This is a genomic window from Spirillospora sp. CA-128828 (assembly GCF_050945415.1).
Lineage (GTDB): Bacteria > Actinomycetota > Actinomycetes > Streptosporangiales > Streptosporangiaceae > Spirillospora.
Genome location: NZ_CP191986.1, coordinates 2,881,564 through 2,898,090 on the forward strand (window position 1 = coordinate 2,881,564; position 16,527 = coordinate 2,898,090).

The following is a 16,527-nucleotide window of genomic DNA, read 5'->3' on the forward strand; positions in this document are numbered from 1 at the left end:
CCCGGGGGAGCCGGGCGGGCGCCGACCGGTCATGCTCCAGCGGGCGGTGTGGGAGTCGTCTCCCCACGGGCGGGCTGGCAGTGGGGGCACCAGTAGGTGCTGCGCTCTCCGGCTCGGGACGCCTGGCCTGCTCGTTCTATCCGAGTTCCGCAGCGGCGGCAGGGGTGGCCCGCCCGCCCGTACACCCAGTGCTCCCGGCCGCGCCCCGGCTCGCCGGTGGTGATGTGGCCGTGCCTCGCCTTGTTGGCGTCCAGGAGCCGGTGAGAAAGCTCCACGAGTCCGCGCAGGTCGGGGACGTCCCGGACTGGCGTCCACGGGTTCACGCCCCGCAGGAAGAGAACCTCGGCCTTGTAGACGTTGCCGATCCCCGCGAGCCGCGTCTGGTCGAGCAGCGCCTCGCCGATCGCCCGCCCCGGCTCCTCGCCCAGCCGCGCGACGGCCTCGGCCGCCAGTTCGCCGCCCCACGACGGCGACAGCAGATCGGGCCCGAGATGCCCGACGGCCTTCTCCTCCTCGGCGGTGCGCAACAGTTCGACCAGGCCGAGCGAATGACCGACCGCCTGCCACTCCGCGTTGGCCAGGACGAGCCGCACCCGATGGTCGCGAGGCACGGGCCCCGCCCGGCCGACCTGCCAGCGCCCCTCCATCAGGAGATGCGTGTGGATGGTCAGGCCGCCCTCGACGCGCACAAGGAGGTGCTTGCCGCGCGATACCACGTCCAGGACGGTCCGCCCGCGAAGGTCGGCGGTGGCGAGCCGCGGGACGCGGAAGTCGGAACGCGTCAGCGTCCGCCCCGCGAGCGCCTCACGAAGGCGCCGCGCGGTCAGCCAGACGACATCCCCTTCCGGCATGAGGTCCGTCTCCTCCGGGGGCGGCCCCCGCAAGCCGGGCGACCGCCCGAAAGGCTCAGATGAACGAGGGGCTCTCCCAGGCGGACGGGTCCTCGGTCAGCTTGCGGACGGGCTCGGGCAGCTCCCCGGCGGAGATGTGCGCGAGCGTGACCTGCTCCAGGATCGAGCGCTCACTGGCGCGCAGCGCGATCCACACCTCCTGCAGCGAACGCGCCGGCCCCTCGTACCCCACGTGCTCGGGCCGTTCGCCCCGCACGCCGAGCAGCGGACCGTCGATGGCGCGGATGATGTCGGCCAGCGAGATCTTCTCGGCCGGACGCGCCAGCCAGTAGCCGCCCTCGGGTCCCCGCTGGCTCCGGACGAGCCCGGACCGGCGCAGCTGGCCGAGGATGTTCTCGAGGAATTTGGGCGGAATCTGTTGCGCCTCGGCGAGCTGCACCGCGGTCACCGGATGATTCCCGGCGACAGCCAGTTCGGCGGCGGCACGTAGCGCGTAGTCGACCCGGGCGGACAATCGCATGTAAGCATTATCCCTTGCCGATCGGACCACTCGGGTTCTTCGCACGTGAGCGCGGCGCGCCCGCCGGAACCGGGCTCTGAATCCGGCGGGCGCGCCGCGGGCCGGTCAGCCGGCGGAGGTGAGCCCCAGGATCTCCGCGGCGGCCTGGGCGTTGGCGGCGGCGGCGCCATAGGTGGCCAGGTAGACGGCCGAGCCGGGGCGCCAGACGGGCAGGCCCATCTCCACCACGACGGTGTCGGGACGGGCCGTGAGCAGCGCCGTGGTGAGGGCGCGCTGGCCGGCGTGGCGGTGCGCGTCCCGCAGGACGACGATCAGGCCGCGTCCCTTGGCACGGTCCAGGACACCGTCCGCCGTCCCGTCCGCGCCGTCGGTCCGGACGGTGTCCGGCGCCCACGGGTGCAGACCCCACGGCGTCGGGCCGACCGCGATGTTGCCGGGCGACTCGGTCTCGACGACCAGCGGCGGCCGGTCCCAACCTGGGAGCGCTCCCGTGACCCGGACGGCGCGGCGGGCCGCCGCCAGGCCGGCGGCACGGTCGACGACGCCGGGGCTGCGTCCGGCGAGCCACTCCCGGAGCCGCGCGGTGCGCTCCGCCGCGGCCGCCAGCCGGGCGAGCGGGAGCCGCCCGGTCCGGACGGCCTCGTCGATCGCGGCGAGCGTCGCCGCCACGGTCTCGGCGTGCTCGCGGGGGCCGAGGCACAGCAGGTCGGCGCCCGCGATGAGGGCCCGCACGGACGCCTCCGGGATGCCGATCGCGCCGCTCGCCCCCTCCATGTCGAGCGCGTCGGTGACGACCACGCCCCGGTAGCCGAGCCGTTCGCGGAGCAGGCCGGTGATCGCGTCGGGGGACAGGGTGGCGGGCACCCCGCGGGTGATCGCGGGCAGGTTGAGGTGCCCGGTCATCACCGCCCGGGTGCCGGCCTCGATCGCCGCCCGGAACGGGACCAGCTCGCGGCGGTCGAGCAGGCCCAGGTCGGCGTCGACGAGCGGGATGGCCAGATGGGAGTCCTCCACCGTCGCGCCGTGGCCGGGGAAGTGCTTCGCGCAGGCGGCGACGCCCGCCTCCTGCGTGCCGGTGACGGACGCGGCGGCGTGCCGCGCGACGAGCCCGGGGTCGGAGCCGAACGAGCGGGTCCCGATGACCGGGTTGTCGTCGGCGGTGTTGACGTCCACCGACGGCGCGAAGTTGACGTTCACCCCGACCTCGGCCAGCTCGGCGCCGAGCGACCGGTAGATCCGCCGGGTCAGCTCCGGGTCGTCCACGGCGCCGAGCGCGGCGTTGCCCGGGTAGGGGCTGCCGGCCCGGTGGCCGCCGAGCCGGGTGACGTCGCCGCCCTCCTCGTCGATCGCGACGAACGGGTCGCCGGCCTTGCGCATCTGCGCGGTGAGCGCGGCCAGCGCCTCCGCGCTCGGCACGTTGCCGGTGAGGGCGAACAGCGTGACGCCGCCGAGGCCGGCCTCCAGTTCGTCCAGCAGCCAGCGCGGCGCGGTCGCCCCCGGGAAGGACGGGAGCAGCGTGCCGCGCGCCAGCCGGGCGATCTCCGCCGTGGTCGCGATGTCGTTGGTCGTCACCCCTTCACCGCCCCGGCGGTGAGGCCGGACACCATGCGGCGCTGGACCAGCAGGAAGAAGGCGATGACGGGAATGGTGAGCAGCGTGGACGCTGCCATGATGGGCCCCCAGGCGTTGCCGCTGCGGCCGAAGAAGAACTGCAGCATGATCGGCAGGGTGTACTTGTTCTGGTCGTCGAGGAACGTGAACGCGAAGATGAACTCGTTCCAGGCGGTGATGAAGGAGAAGATGCTGGTCGCCACCAGTCCGGGCGCGACGAGCGGGAGCATGACCCGGAAGAACGTCCGGACCGGGCCGGCGCCGTCGATGGCGGCGGCCTCCTCCAGCTCGCGCGGCACCGCGGCGACGAACCCGCGCAGCATCCAGATGGCGAACGGCACCGCGAAGCCGATGTAGACGATCGCGAGACCGGCCATGCTGTTCAGCAGGTCGAGCTTCTTCAGGTCGAGGAACAGCGGGATGACCAGCGCCTCGCACGGCACCATCTGCACCACCAGCAGCATGATCAGGAACGTGGTGCGGAACCGGAACCGGAAGCGGGCCACGGCGGTCGCGGCCATCAGCGCGAGCAGCCCGGACGCCAGCACGGTGACGAGCGCCAGGATCGCGCTGTTGCGGAAGTACTCCCAGAAGGAGACCTCGGCGATGCCGCCGTTCAGCACCAGGTCGAAGTGCGCCAGCGTCGGATGCGAGGGCAGCGGCTTCGGCGTCGTGCTGAAGATCTCGTTGTTGGGCTTGAACGCGGTGGACGCCATCCAGAAGACGGGGAAGACCGCGATCACGAAGACGAGCAGCCCCGTCCCGTTCAGCAGCAGCCTGCGCGGCAGTGAGCGCTTCATCTCGTTTCCCCCTGCCGGACCATGACCCGCACGTACAGGGCGGTGACGACGAGCAGGATGAGGGTCAGCACGAGCGCGATGGCCGAGCCCATGCCGAGCTTCGGATTCAGCGAGCCGAACGCCTCGGAGTAGCCGTAGAGCGACAGGTTGAACGCGTCGCGGTTGGCCATCCCGGCCATGATGAACAGCTGCGTGAAGACCTTGAAGTCCCAGATGATCGACATGACGATCAGCACCAGGAAGATCGGCTTGAGCATCGGGTAGGTGAGGCTCCAGAAGGTCCGCCACGCGCCCGAGCCGTCCACGCGGGCCGCCTCGTACAGCTCGCCCGGGACGCTCTTCAGCCCGGCCAGCACGGACACGGCGACGAACGGGCACGCCTGCCAGACGACGCACACGGTGAGGACGGTGTAGGTGGACAGCGGCGTCGCGAACCAGTTGTAGTCGCTCCAGCCGCCCCCCACGAGGAAGTCGGGCAGCAGGTCCAGGCACCAGTTGACGAGCCCGCCCGTGGTGCCGAACAGCCAGCTGAAGATGATCGCGGCGGTGACGGGCGGGGTCGCCCAGGCGACCATCACGCCGCCGGCGACGAAGCCCGACATCTTCTTGCCGAGCTTGTTGAGCAGCAGCCCCACCAGCGTCCCGAGGACCAGGGTCAGGGTCACCGCGACGACGGCGAACAGCACCGTGTGCCGGAGGGTCTGCCAGAAGAACGGGTCGTTGAAGATCTTGTCGAAGTTCTCGGTCCCGACCGACTCGGCCGGCTCGCCGCGCAGCTGGCGGTTGCCGACCTTCTGGAACGACATGATCCCGATCTGGATCATCGGCCAGAACATCAGGACGGCGATCACGAGCACGGTCGGCGCGATCAGCAGGTAGGGCCCGAGGCGGGGCCGGCGGCGGGGCCGCGCCCGGCCGGAGGACCTCCGGCCGGGCGCTTTCCGCACCGCGGGGGCGGTGTCGAGCATGGGCGTTCCGATCAGCCGGGTACTACGGGTTCAGCAGGGTGTTGGCCTGGCCGTTCGCCTTCTTCATCTCCTCCTCGGCGGACTTGCCCTGCATGATCGCCTTGACCGTGTTCGGCAGCACCTTCTTGGCCTGCTCGAACTCGCCCCAGCCGGCGCTGATCGGCGGGAACTTGGTATTGCCGGCGATCTGGGTGAAGATCTCCAGCTTCGGGTCGGAGAACGTCACGTCCGACCGCATGGACGAGAAGCCGCTGTAGTCGGCCCAGCCCTTGGCGTTCTTGGCGTTGTTCAGGACGGTGATGTAGTCGAAGGCCGCGTCCTTGGCCTTGCTGTCGTTCCAGACGGCGAGGTCGGAGCCGCCCGCCATGACCGGGGCGTTGCCGCCGGTCTTGCTCGGGATCGGGAAGACGCCCCACTTGCCGGCGTTCTTCTCCGAGACCTTCTTCATCTCCTTGAGCGCCCAGCTGCCGTCGATGTACATGCCGAGCTTGCCGAGGGCGAAGTCGCGCTGCGGGCCCTCCAGTTCGTTCTTGCCGACGTACTTCTCGGGCGCGACCTTGTCCGTGGTGACGAGGCCCGCGTAGTACTTGACCGCCTCGATCGCCTGCGGCTGGTCGAGTGAACCCTTCCACTCGTCGCCCTGCTTGGAGGCCACGTCGCCGCCGTTGCCCCAGATGAAGCTGAGCAGCGCGTTGGTCTGGTCGCTCGGGATGCCGATGCCCGGCACCTTCTTGGCGTCCTGCACCTTCTTCGCCGCGGCGGTGAGGTCGGCCCACGTCTTCGGCTGCTGGATGCCGAGGTCCTGGAACCAGTCCGTCCGGTACCAGACGCCGCGGACGCCGCCGTACCACGGCACCGCGTAGGTCTTCCCGTCCGCCTGGTCGTTGGCGAGCGCCGTCTTGTTCAGGGTCTTGCCGTCGGCCCAGCCCCCGAACTCTCCGGTGATGTCGGCCAGGCTGCCCTGCTCGATGTGCGACTGGACGTCGGTGTTGCCGAGCTCGGTGACGTCGGGGCCCTCGCCGCCGGCCGCGGCCTTCTGGAACGTGGTGGCGACCTGCGGCCAGGGCACGTACTTGATCTGGACGTCGGTGTTCGGGTGCTTCTGCTTGAACTCGGTCTCGACGCCGTCGAGGAACTTCGTCTGCTCCGGTGTCCCGTCGCCCATCATCCAGACCTTGAGCTGCGCCGGGTCCTTTCCGGCGCCCGCGTCGTCCTTCTTGTCGCCGCCGCAGGCCGTGGCGGCCAGGGCGATCGCGGCCGCGGCGGCCGCAATCTTGATGTACCTCACTGGGGATCCTTTCCGGCATCGCCTCGCGCGGCCTTGTGGCCTGCGATGCGAGTGGAGCCGGTGGGACCCTTTAAGGTCCTGGCCATGCCCCACTCGCGTTCGCATCGATCGCGGGCGCCCTGCTCGCCAGTCCGCGCTCTGCGCGCGCCCCCGGCCCGGGGTACCGGACCGGTCGGCGCTTGGGCGTAAACTAACAAGAAACTTTCCTAAACAAAACTGCTCGTTAGCGGATTGAGACATCAGGGGTGCCAGGATGGCAAGACGCCCGGGAACGCCGAGGCTGCTGCGTGAGCTCAACGACCGCGCGGCACTGGACCTGCTCGTCGAGCAGGGTCCGCTGACCCGCGCCCAGATCGGCGAGCACACCGGGTTGTCGAAGGTGACCGCGTCCCAGTTGCTGTCCAGGCTGGAGGAACGCGGGCTCGTGTCGGTCGTCGGGGAACAGGCGGGTGGACGAGGCCCGAACGCCGCACTCTATGCGGTCGTCCCGTCCAGCGCCTACGTCGCCGGCCTGGAGGTCGGGCCGGACGGGGTCACGGCCGGCGTCGCCGACATCACCGGGCACATCGTCGCCCAGGTCACGGTGGACCCGAACGGCGCCGACGACCCCGTGAAGATGGTGCACAGCGCCGTCGCCAAGGCGTGCCGCTCGGCCAAGGTCGCCGTGTCGAGGCTGAGCGCGTTCGTCATCGGGACGCCCGGTGTGGTCGACCCCCGCTCCGGCGACGTCCAGTTCTCCTTCGACCTGCCCGCCTGGCACGAGGGCGTCCTCGCCGCGCTGCGCACGGACCTGCGCCGTCCCGTCACCATCGAGAACGACGTCAACCTCGCCGCCATCGCCGAACGGGCGTACGGGGCCGCGCGCGACGCCGACGACTTCGCCCTGATGTGGCTGGACCGCGGCATGGGCCTGTCGGTGATGCTGGGCGGCCGGCTGCACCGCGGCCGCTGGGGCGGCGCCGGCGAGATCGGCTACCTGCCCGTCCCGGGCGCGCCGCTGCCGCTCGGAGCCGCCCGCCGCGGGCCGGCGGACGAGGGCGTGACCGACTCGATGACCTGGGGGACGCCCACCCTCGCCGGCGGCTACGGGGCCCTCGTGGGCGCGGACGCCGTCCGCGCGCTCGCGCACGAGTACGGCGTCGCCGAGCCGACCGCCGTGGACTGCGTCCGCGCGGCCGCCGCCGACGAGACCCGCGGCGGCGCGTTCCTCGACGAACTCGCCAACCGGATCTCCTACGGCGTCACCTCGGTCAACATCGTCCTGGACCCCGGGCTCGTGGTCCTGTCGGGCAATCTCGGCCGGGCCGGCGGGCTGCCCCTCGCCACTCGCATCGAGGAGATCGTCGGCCGGATCAGCCCGACCCGTCCCTCCGTCGCCGTGACCGGGGTGACGGGCAACCCCGTCCTGCGCGGCGCCCTGTACGCGGCGCTGGAGCAGGCCCGCGACGACGTCTTCTCGGCCGCGGGGGCGTTGTAGGAAGGCGCGTCCGCAGAAACACCGAGCGCCCCCGCCTGGCGGCGGGGGCGCTCAGTGTTCGCCTGGCGGCGCGTTCCTCGTGCGTGTCACTTCGCGGCGGAAACCGCGACGGCGACCTGCTGTGGGCGGCGCCGCGGGTCGTTGAGCGCGCGGTCGATGACGGTCTGGCTGATGATCTGGCGCTTGCGCCGGAGTGCGGCGGCCTTCCGTGCCGTAGGTGTCATGGCGAAACCCCGTTCCGCGGTGACGCTTTCCCCTTTGGTCACCGCAAACCCCGTGAGGCACTCATGCTCTCAAAGGAAGGGGGGCGAGGGGATCCGTCCGAGGAATGAGATCGAGGTCAGACCAACAGCGGAGGCCGTCCCTGAGGTCCCCTGGGGTGCGCGCTGGGATCATGGGGAACGCAGTCTCGTATCAGCCCGTTGGGGGATACCGTGAGCGACGAAACGAGGGGACGCCATGGCGCTGCGTGACCGGCTGCGCCGCCTCGTCCAGAAGCCGGGCAGCGTCGACCTGGCGCAGTTCCGTGCCGTGGTGGACGAGGCGGGGGCGCGCGAGTCCCGTGTCCGGCAGCTGCCGGACACGGAGCTGACCGAGGCCGCGTCCGCCCTCCGCGAGACGGAGGACCTGGCGGAGCTGTGCGCGCTCGGCCGGGAGGCCGCCCGGCGGACGCTGGGGGAGCGGCCCTTCGACGTCCAGCTCGTCGGGACGCTCGCGCTGCTGTCCGGGCACGTCGCGGAGATGGCCACCGGCGAGGGCAAGACCCTGTCCGGGGCCCTGGCGGCGGCCGGATACGCGCTGCGCGGCCGCCGGGTCCACGTGATGTCGGTCAACGACTACCTGGCGCGCCGCGACGCCGAGTGGATGGGCCCGCTGTACGCGATGCTCGGGGTCTCGGCCGGCTGGGTCGGCCAGTCGTCCACGCCCGATGAGCGGCGCTCCGCCTACCGCGCAGACGTGACGTACGCGCCGGTCAGCGAGGTCGGCTTCGACCTGCTCCGGGACCGGCTCGTCACCGACGCCGCCGATCTCGTGCTGCCCGAGCCGTCCGTCGCGTTGATCGACGAGGCCGACTCGGTGCTGGTGGACGAGGCCATGGTCCCGCTCGTCCTCGCGGGCGCCGCCGACCTCGACGCCGCCGATCCCCAGTACGCCGACCTGGTGCGGCGGCTGCGCCCCGGGCTGCACTACACCACCGACGACGAGGCACGGAACGTCCAGCTCACCTCCGCCGGATCCCGGGAGGTCGAACGCGTCCTCGGGGTCGACCTGTACGCGCCCGAACGGCTCGGCGTCCTCACGGCGGTGAACGTCGCCCTGCACGCCGAGGTCCTGCTGCACCGCGACGTCGACTACATCGTCCGGGACGGCGCGGTGAAGCTGATCAGCGGGTCGCGGGGCCGGGTCGCCATGCTGCAGCGCTGGCCGGACGGCCTGCAGGCGGCGGTCGAGGCGAAGGAGGCCCTCGACGCGTCCCCGAGCGGCGAGATCCTCGACTCGATCACGGTCCAGGAGCTGATCGGGCGCTATCCCGTCCGGTGCGGCATGACCGGCACGGCGATGGCCGTCGCGGCACAGCTCACGAAGTTCTACTCGCTGGAGATCGCCGTCGTCCCGCCGAACCGGCCGCGCGTGCGCGAGGACGAGCCCGACCGCCTGTTCGCGACCACCGTCGACAAGGAGGTCGCGATCGTCGAGGAGATCGCCGCCGCGCACGCCGCCGGGCGGCCGGTGCTGGTCGGAACCGGCGACGTCGCCGAGTCCGAGCGGCTCGCGCGGCGCCTCGCCCGCACCGGGCTGGAGCCGGTCGTCCTCAACGCCAAGAACGACGCCGAGGAGGCAGCGATCATCGCTGAGGCGGGGGCGCTCGGCGCGATCACCGTCTCCACGCAGATGGCCGGGCGCGGGACGGACATCCGCCTCGGCGGCAGCCCCTCCGCCGCGCCGGGCACCGCCCCGGCCGAGGCGGAGGGCACCGACCACGACCGGGTGGCGGCCGCCGGCGGCCTGCTGGTCATCGGGACGGGCCGCTATCACAGCAGCCGCCTGGACGACCAGCTCAGAGGGCGCGCGGGCCGCCAGGGAGACCCCGGCGGCTCGGTCTTCTTCACGAGCCTCCAGGACGACCTCGTCACCCGTTACGCCCCGGACGAGAACTCCTTGCAGGAAAAGGGCAAGACGTCGTCGGACGACGACGGGCGCGTCACCGACAAGGGCGCGCACTGGATCGTCGGTCACGCCCAGCGCGTCGCGGAGGGCGTCGACTTCGAACTGCACCGCAACACGTGGCGGTACAACCACCTCATCGGGCTGCAGCGGCGGGAACTGCTCGCCGAGCGCGACGCCGTCCTGCGGGGCGACGCCGCCGACCGGGCCATGACGGCCTCGGCCCCGGACCGGCATGCCGAGCTGACCAAGATCGCCGGGGCTGAGGCGGTGGCCGGCGCGGCGCGCCAGATCGTCCTGTACCAGCTGGACCGCTGCTGGGCCGAGCACCTCGCCTATCTCGCCGACCTGCGGGAGGGCATCCACCTGCGGTCGCTCGGCCGGGGCCTCGACCCGCTGACCGAGTTCCACCGGGAGGCGGTCCCGGCGGGCAAGCGCCTCCTCGCGGACGTGCGGAAACGGTCGGTGGCCGCGTTCGAGGCGCTCACGGCGTCCGAGGACGGCATCGACCTCGATTCCGCCGGACTGAAGCGCCCGTCGGCGACCTGGACCTACCTCGTCCACGACAACCCGTTCGGGTCCCTGGACGAACGGGCCCTGCGCGGCCTGATCAACATGTTCAAGGGCCGCCGGCGCTGACCGGCTTGGGCAGGATCGCGTCGGCGGCGGCGCGGGCCTTCGCGGTGGCGTCGCCGATACCGCCCACGCTGAAGGCGACGACCGCGCCCTCGTGCAGGATGAGGAGCTGGTCGGCCAGCGTGCCGTCGTCCACCAGGTCCGCGTAGAGGGCCCTCACCCACCCCTTCTGTTCGGCGGCGACCTTGTGGACCGGGTGGGACGGGTCGGGCAGTTCGGCGCAGGCGTTCACCATCGAGCAGCCGCGCCCCGACTCGGTGGCCAGCCATTCGCCGAGAACGTCGAACGTGGCGAGCACGCACTCGCGCGGGTCGGCGACCTCGGCGATCCCGTCGGTCATGAAGTCGCGCCAGCGTTCGTCGCGGGCACGCAGGTAGGCCAGGATCAGGGCGTCCTTGGAGCCGAACCGGTCGTAGACGGTCTTCTTGGTGACCCCGGCCTCGGCGGCGATCAGCTCCATGCCGACGGAGCCGACGCCGCGCTCGTAGAACAGCTCGCTCGCGACCTGGAGCACCCGCCGTGCGGCGGGCGTCAGCGGACGGTCCTTGACGGACATCGAGGCCTCCTCTCGCAGGTAGACCGCCAGTATACATACCGGTATAGATAGTCTGTTGCTATACCGGTATGTATAGTTAGGGAGCTGCCTTGCGGACCCGCCCTTCGGACGCCCTGCTGGGCGCCGCGTTCGTCCTCACCTGGAGTTCGGGATTCATCGGTGCGGAACTCGGTACCCGGGCCGCGCCCGCGAGCGCGCTGCTCGCCTGGCGGTTCATCATCGGCGCGGCCGCGCTCGGCGTGTGGCTGGCCTGGCGGCGGCGCCGGATCCCGCCGCGCGACCTTGCCCTGCACGCCCTCATCGGGACGCTCGGCCAGGTCGGCTACCTCTACGGTGTGTTCCTCGCCGCCGAGTACGGCGTCGTCGAGGGGATCAACAGCCTCATCACCGCGTTGCAGCCGCTCGTCGCGGTCACGCTCGCCGTGCCCGTGCTGGGGGAGTCGGTCGGCCGCCGGCAGTTCGCCGGGTTCGTCGCCGGGCTCGGCGGGGTCGCGCTCGTCGTCGGCGGCGACCTGGACGGAGGCGCCCCGGCCTGGGCGTACGCGCTGCCGTTCGCCGCGATGCTCTCGCTCGTCGGGGCGACGCTGCTGGAACGGCGCACCCGGCCCTCGGCGGATCTTCCGGAGGCCCTGGCCGTCCAGGCGGGTGTCAGCGCCGTGCTGTTCTCGGGCCTCGCCGGTGTGGACGGCTCCCTCGTCCCGCCCGGTGACCTCGTGTTCTGGACGGCCATCGGCATCCTGATCGTGCCGGCGATGTTCGGCGGATACGGGCTGTACTGGCTTAACGTCCGGCGGACGGGTGTCGCCCGGGTGTCGGCCCTGCTGTACCTCACGCCGCCCGCGACGATGCTGTGGGGCTGGCTGATGTTCGGCAGCACGCTCACCCCGCCCTCGCTGCTGGGCGTCGTGGTGTGCGCAGTCGCCGTGACGGTGGCCCTCCGTACCCCGGGCGGTCAGGAGCGGAGGCGGAGGCCGCGGGGGGTCGGGTGGAAGCCGGCCGCCTCCAGCGCCGCCGCCAGCGGGGAGTCGTTGATCGCCGCGCCGTCGGCGCGTTCGACGGTCAGCTTGCCGAGTGCGCCCTCGCGGACGGCGAGGGCCAGCGCGTCCACGGCCGGACGCAGGACGTCGCTGTCGTCGTCCCAGGTCAGGAGCGTTCGGCCGCCGCGCTCGACGTAGAGGACGAGGCGCCCCTCGACCAGCACCACGAGCGCGCCCGCCTTGCGGCCGGGTTTGTGGCCGCTGGCCACCTCGTCATCGCGTTCCGGCCAGGGCAGGGCCGCGCCGTACGGGTTGGCCGGGTCGGCGGCCGCCAGGACGAGTGCGCGGACGTCGGGCTTGCGCGGCGCCTCCCAGAGCGCCGAGATGTCGTCAGGGACCGTGGCCGGGGCCGGACGGAGCGCGCGGAGCCGGTCGACGGCGCCCGGTAGCGCGAACTGCGCCGCCCCCAGACCCTCGACGAAGTAGCCGCGTCTGCACCGGCCGGTCTCCTCGAACGCGCGCAGGACCGGGTACACGGCGGAGAAACCGCCCGGGGTGCGTTCGGCCGCGACGGCGCCGCGTATGACGATGCCGTACCGCTCCAGAAGCGCCTCTGCGAGAGCGTGTGAACGCAGGGTCGCCGTGGATTCCCGTTCCGGGAGCGGCCACCATCGTCCGGCGACCGTGGGCGGACCCGTCCGGGACGGCAGGACGGGACGCCCGCGGCGTGTCGTCCGGGAACGGTGCGTCGGACGGCCGGAACCCAGCGCGGCCCTCAGCGGAGCCATCGTGTCGTTGGTGAGGTGCCCGGCCCAGACGAGGTCCCACACGGCGGTGACGAGGTCGGCGTCATTGGCGGTGACGGTCTTGTTCACGCGGTCGGACAGCGTCCGGAAGAACAGCGCGCCGCCGTCGCCGAGGGAATCCAGGACGGCCTGGTGGACGGGCGTCAGCGTGATCTCCGCGGGTTCCGGCATGAGGAGCGGCGCGGTGTCGGCCAGGAACAGCGCCACCCAGCCGTCACCGCCTGGAAGCCCGCCCTGGCCCGCCCACACGACCTCGCCCGCGGACGTCAGCTCGTCCAGCATGGCCGGGGTGTAGCCGTGCACCCGCGACGGCAGGACCAGCGACTCCAGCGCCGACGCCGGGACGGCCGCGCCCTGGAGCTGCTCGATCGCCTGGACGAGCGCGTCGATGCCCCGCAGCCGCGACCCGCCCGAGATGCCGTGCCAGACCGGCAGGAAACGGCCGAGCGACTCGGGCGGCGACGGTTCCACCTCGGCGCGGAGGCGCGCGAGAGAACGGCGCCGCAGCGTCCGCAGCACTCCGGTGTCGCACCATTCGGTCGTCAGCGGTCCCGCCACGGCCTCGACGGGCAGGAACTCGCCCTCGACCACCCGCCCCGCGCCGGCCAGCCGGCGCAGGGTCTCGACCACCACGGCGACGCCCAGCCCGAACCGGGCGGCCGGCTCGCCGGCCCGGAACGGCCCGTGCGTGCGCGCGTACCGGGAGACCAGGTCGCCGAGCGGGTCGTCCACGGGCTCCAGGAACGCCTCCGGGACGCCGACGGGCAGCGGTGCGCCGAGTGCGTCGCGGAGCCGCCCGGCGTCTTCGATCGCGGCCCACCGCTCCTCCCCGGCGATCCGCACCCGGATCGCCCGCCGGGTCGCCTCCAACTCCGCCAGCCACCGCGAAACCCGCACGAGCAGCCCGCCGGGAACAGGAGTCCCCGCCTGCGCGTCGACTGCGGCGTCCGGCTCGGCAAGGCCGCGGTCGGCGGCGTCAGGACGGCCGGGCGGTTCGGTGTCGGTGGGGAGGGTGCGTTCGGCCACCTCCGCCGTCGTCAGGGGACCCAGGGCGCGGAGGAGGTCGGCGGCGCCTTCCATGTCGCGTGCGCGGCGGTCGGCGGCGAGACGCTGGAGTTCGCGCTCGGTCTCGGCGACGGCGTCCGGGTCGAGCAGCTCGCGGAGGTCGGCCTGGCCGAGCAGTTCGGCGAGAAGCGCCGAGTCGAGCGCGAGGGCCTGGGCGCGGCGTTCGGCGATGGGGGAGTCGCCCTCGTACATGAACGCGCCGATGTAGTGGAACAGCAGGGAACGCGCGTAGGGGGACGGCTCGGGCGTCTCCACCTCGACCATGCGAACCTTGCGTCCCGACATGTCGCGCATGAGCTGCACCAGGCCGGGGACGTCGAACACGTCCTGGAGGCACTCGCGCATCGTCTCCAGCACGATCGGGAACGACGGGTACTTGCTCGCGACGGCCAGGAGTTGTGCCGCGCGCTGGCGTTGCTGCCACAGCGGCATGCGCTTGTCGGGGCGGCGACGGGGGAGCAGCAGCGAGCGTGCGGCGCACTCGCGGAACCGGGCGGCGAACAGGGCCGAACCGCCCAGCTCGTCCACGACGATGCGCTCGATGTCGTCGGCGTCGAAGACGGCGAGGTCGATGCCGGGCGGCTCGTCCATGTCGGGGATGCGTATGACGATGCCGTCGTCGGCGTGCATGGCCTGCGCGTCGACGCCGTACCGTTCGCGCAGGCGGCCCGCGATGGCGAGCGCCCAAGGCGCGTGCACGCGCGCGCCCAGCGGCGAGTGGACGACCATGCGCCAGTCACCGAGTTCGTCGCGGAACCGTTCGATGACCATCGTGCGGTCGTCCGGGACGTGCCCGGTGGCCTCCCTCTGTTCGCTGAGGTACGAGACCAGGTTGACGGAGGCCCAGGCGTCCAGCCCGGCGGTGGTGACGCGTTGCTGTGCCTCTTCCGTGGGGAGGCTTGCCAGCTCGCGGGTGAACGAGCCGAGCGCGCGTCCCAGCTCCGCCGGACGCCCCAGGGTGTCGCCGTGCCAGAACGGCAGCTTGCCTGGCTGGCCGGGCGCGGGGGAGACGAGCACCCTGTCCGGCGTGATGTCCTCGATGCGCCATGAGCTCGCGCCGAGGACGAACACGTCGCCCACACGGGACTCGTAGACCATCTCCTCGTCGAGTTCTCCTACACGGGACGCCTTCTCCCCGACGAGGAACACGCCGAACAGGCCGCGGTCCGGGATCGTCCCACCGCTGGTCACGGCGAGGCGTTGCGCTCCCGGACGGTCGCGCAGGACGCCGGTGACGCGGTCCCAGACCAGGCGGGGGCGGAGTTCGCCGAACTCGTCGCTGGGGTAGCGTCCGGCGAGCATGTCGAGGGACGCCTCCAGCGCGGACCGGGGAAGCGTGGCGTAGGGGGCGGCGCGCTTGACGAGGGATTCGAGGTCGTCGACCGTCCACTCGTCCATCGAGACCATCGCGACGATCTGCTGCGCGAGGACGTCGAGGGGATTGCGCGGGTACCGCAGTTCCTCGATCTCGCCGCCGCGCATGCGTTCGGCCACCACGGCCGTCTGGACGAGATCGCCCCGGTACTTGGGGAAGATGACGCCCTTGGACACGGCGCCGACCTGGTGACCGGCACGCCCCACACGCTGGAGGCCGTTGGCGACGGAGGGCGGCGACTCCACCTGGACGACCAGGTCGACCGCGCCCATGTCGATGCCCAGCTCCAGGCTGGACGTCGCCACGACCGCGGGGAGACGGCCCTCCTTCAGAGCGTTCTCGATGCCGGCCCGTTCCTCCTTGGAGACGGAACCGTGGTGCGCCCTGGCGATTTCCAGAGGCGCGCCTCTGGCCGCACCCGCCTGGGCCATCGTCGCCGCGGGGGAGTGGTCTTCGGGCAGAGGATCACCAGTGGCGCGTTCGTAGGCGAGTTCGTTCAGCCGTCCGCACAGTCTCTCGGCCAGGCGCCGGGAGTTGGCGAACACCAGCGTCGAACGGTGCGCCTGGATGAGGTCGAGCAGGCGGTCCTCGACGTGCGGCCAGATGCTGCGCTGGCGGGGATCGGGCGCCCCGGAGTCGTCCACGAACTGCCCGACCTCGCCCATGTCCTCCACCGGGACGACGATGTCGAGGTCGAAGACCTTCTCGGAAGGCGGCTGGACGACCGCGGCCGGTCTCGGCCCGCCCAGGAACGCCGCCACCTCGCCGGTGGGACGGACCGTCGCCGACAGGCCGATGCGCTGGGCGGGCCGGTCGAGGAGCGCGTCCAGCCGTTCGAGGGAGAGCGCCAGGTGCGCGCCGCGCTTCGTGCCCGCCACCGCGTGCACCTCGTCCACGATGACGGTCTCCACGCCGCGCAGCGACTCGCGCGCCCGCGAGGTAAGGATCAGGAACAGCGACTCCGGCGTCGTGATCAAGATGTCCGGCGGTTTGACGGCGAGCCGGCGGCGCTCGTCGGCCGGGGTGTCGCCCGAGCGCATCCCGACGCGGACGCCAGGCTCGGGCAGGCCGAGGCGGCGCGCCGCATGGCGGATGCCGGTCAGCGGAGCGCGAAGGTTGCGCTCGACGTCCACCGCGAGGGCCTTCAGCGGTGACACGTACAGGACGCGGCAGCGGCGCAGCGGCTCTTCGGGCGCGGTCTCGGTGGCGAGCCGGTCGAGGGACCACAGGAACGCCGCCAAGGTCTTGCCGGACCCGGTCGGCGCCACGACGAGCGTGTTCTCACCGCCGGCGATCGACTCCCATGCCCCGGCCTGGGCGGGGGTGGGCGCGGCGAAGGCCCCGGTGAACCAGGCGCGGGTCGCCGGGGAGAATCGTTCGAGCACGTCACCGCCCATGGCGCCATAGTGCCTCGCGGGTCCGACAGAATGT

At 72.3% G+C, this 16,527-nt stretch carries 11 protein-coding genes and 1 pseudogene; 3 read left to right on the top strand and 9 right to left on the bottom strand.

Annotation, left to right across the window (positions count from 1 at the left end):
* Window positions 1–29: 29 nt before the first annotated feature.
* The 6 genes from ACQPXG_RS14425 to ACQPXG_RS14450 form a co-directional block, all read right to left on the bottom strand.
* Complete coding sequence (locus ACQPXG_RS14425) at window positions 30–851, bottom strand: DNA-formamidopyrimidine glycosylase family protein (protein ID WP_433468175.1); 822 nt, start codon at window positions 849–851, stop codon at window positions 30–32.
* 55 nt (window positions 852–906) lie between these two features.
* Window positions 907–1,371 carry an RrF2 family transcriptional regulator gene (locus ACQPXG_RS14430; RefSeq protein WP_433468176.1) on the bottom strand — a complete coding sequence of 155 codons (465 nt, stop codon included), beginning with the start codon at window positions 1,369–1,371 and terminating at the stop codon, window positions 907–909.
* Between the two features lie 105 nt (window positions 1,372–1,476).
* On the bottom strand, window positions 1,477–2,943 hold the full coding sequence (locus ACQPXG_RS14435; protein WP_433468177.1) for a glycoside hydrolase family 3 protein: 1,467 nt from the start codon (window positions 2,941–2,943) through the stop codon (window positions 1,477–1,479).
* Complete coding sequence (locus ACQPXG_RS14440) at window positions 2,940–3,782, bottom strand: carbohydrate ABC transporter permease (protein WP_433468178.1); 843 nt, start codon at window positions 3,780–3,782, stop codon at window positions 2,940–2,942. The genes ACQPXG_RS14435 and ACQPXG_RS14440 overlap by 4 nt, the downstream gene beginning before the upstream one ends.
* Window positions 3,779–4,750, bottom strand: a complete 972-nt coding sequence (locus tag ACQPXG_RS14445) for a carbohydrate ABC transporter permease (protein ID WP_433468179.1) — start codon at window positions 4,748–4,750, stop codon at window positions 3,779–3,781. The genes ACQPXG_RS14440 and ACQPXG_RS14445 overlap by 4 nt, the downstream gene beginning before the upstream one ends.
* A gap of 22 nt (window positions 4,751–4,772) precedes the next feature.
* A complete protein-coding gene (locus tag ACQPXG_RS14450; protein ID WP_433468180.1) occupies window positions 4,773–6,038 on the bottom strand; it encodes an extracellular solute-binding protein in 1,266 nt (421 codons plus the stop codon).
* A gap of 253 nt (window positions 6,039–6,291) precedes the next feature.
* On the opposite strand from ACQPXG_RS14450, the gene ACQPXG_RS14455 reads away from it, so the two are divergent.
* Entirely contained in the window at window positions 6,292–7,515 is a 1,224-nt protein-coding gene (locus tag ACQPXG_RS14455) for an ROK family transcriptional regulator (RefSeq protein WP_433468181.1), read from the top strand.
* A gap of 86 nt (window positions 7,516–7,601) precedes the next feature.
* Here ACQPXG_RS14455 and ACQPXG_RS14460 read toward each other — a convergent pair whose 3' ends face one another.
* The gene (locus ACQPXG_RS14460; RefSeq protein WP_433468182.1) at window positions 7,602–7,781 is read right to left on the bottom strand and encodes a hypothetical protein; all 180 of its coding nucleotides are present in this window, start codon (window positions 7,779–7,781) and stop codon (window positions 7,602–7,604) included.
* 193 nt (window positions 7,782–7,974) lie between these two features.
* Between ACQPXG_RS14460 and secA2 the strand changes: the two genes are divergently transcribed.
* The gene (secA2, locus tag ACQPXG_RS14465) at window positions 7,975–10,320 is read left to right on the top strand and encodes an accessory Sec system translocase SecA2 (protein WP_433468183.1); all 2,346 of its coding nucleotides are present in this window, start codon (window positions 7,975–7,977) and stop codon (window positions 10,318–10,320) included.
* Here the strand turns inward: secA2 and ACQPXG_RS14470 are convergent.
* On the bottom strand, window positions 10,301–10,873 hold the full coding sequence (locus tag ACQPXG_RS14470) for a TetR/AcrR family transcriptional regulator (RefSeq protein WP_433468184.1): 573 nt from the start codon (window positions 10,871–10,873) through the stop codon (window positions 10,301–10,303). The genes secA2 and ACQPXG_RS14470 overlap by 20 nt on opposite strands.
* Window positions 10,874–10,962: 89 nt before the next feature.
* Between ACQPXG_RS14470 and ACQPXG_RS14475 the strand changes: the two are divergent.
* Window positions 10,963–11,748, top strand: a pseudogene (locus ACQPXG_RS14475) (DMT family transporter); the annotation flags it as partial.
* A gap of 77 nt (window positions 11,749–11,825) precedes the next feature.
* Here ACQPXG_RS14475 and ACQPXG_RS14480 read toward each other — a convergent pair.
* Complete coding sequence (locus ACQPXG_RS14480; protein WP_433468185.1) at window positions 11,826–16,493, bottom strand: Lhr family helicase; 4,668 nt, start codon at window positions 16,491–16,493, stop codon at window positions 11,826–11,828.
* Between the last annotated feature and the right edge of the window lie 34 nt (window positions 16,494–16,527).